Source organism: Aureimonas ureilytica (assembly GCF_001475935.1).
GTDB lineage: Bacteria > Pseudomonadota > Alphaproteobacteria > Rhizobiales > Rhizobiaceae > Aureimonas > Aureimonas ureilytica_A.
Map to the genome: position 1 here is coordinate 1 of NZ_LDQA01000160.1, position 752 is coordinate 752.

At 70.2% G+C, this 752-nt stretch carries 1 protein-coding gene and 1 pseudogene; one reads left to right on the forward strand and one right to left on the reverse strand.

Features of this window, described 5'->3' with window-relative positions; all coding sequences use genetic code 11:
• On the reverse strand, positions 1-444 hold a 444-nt coding region (locus NS365_RS23225; protein WP_244498549.1), incomplete at its 3' end, for a glutamate--tRNA ligase family protein.
• A gap of 47 nt (positions 445-491) precedes the next feature.
• Between NS365_RS23225 and NS365_RS23230 the strand changes: the two are divergent.
• Positions 492-752: pseudogene (locus NS365_RS23230) on the forward strand (DNA-3-methyladenine glycosylase 2 family protein); the annotation flags it as partial.

Consider the following 752-nt stretch of genomic DNA (forward strand, 5'->3'; position numbering starts at 1 on the left):
GCGGCGCTCGATGGGCGTCAGGTCGCGGTCGAGGCCGGGATAGATCGGCGCGCCGTCCGGGTCGCGCGGCCAGGGACGGCCTTCCCGCTCCTCATGGAGCGCGGCAAAGCCCTTCACCTCGCCCCGCGTCATGAAGGCGGGATAGACAAGCCCGGCGTCCCGCAGCGCGACAATCGCCGCCTCGTAGTCGGCGAAATGCTCGGATTGCCGGCGCGGCGGCGCGTCCGGTGTCAGCCCCAGCCATGCGAGGTCGGACAGGAGGCTGGCTTCCAGTTCCGGCGTACAACGAGCGAGGTCGATGTCTTCCAGGCGCAGCAGGAACTGCCCTCCTACCTCACGCGCCCTGTCGTGGTTGAGACAGGCCGAATAGGCGTGCCCCAGGTGAAGACGCCCGTTGGGGCTCGGCGCGAAACGAAAGACGCGTTGGGCGGGCGACAGGCTCATGAGCCCATTCTAGAACCGATGACGAACAGAGGCACAAGGGAGCCGGCATGATCCACACGCTTGCCGACATCGAAGCGGCACTGGACGCTCTGGTTCGGGCCGATCCGCGTCTCGCCCCGGTCGTGGCGCGCGCCGGCCCCGTGCCGCTGCGACGCACGGCCGGCGGCCTGCGTGGGCTGGTCGGCACGATCACCGCCCAGCAGGTGTCGCGGGCGAGCGCGGACGCGATCTTCGCGCGGTTGGCGGGCGAGGTGGATCTCGACGACGCGGCGGCGCTTTTAGGCCCGTCGGACGAGGCGCTACCTAGG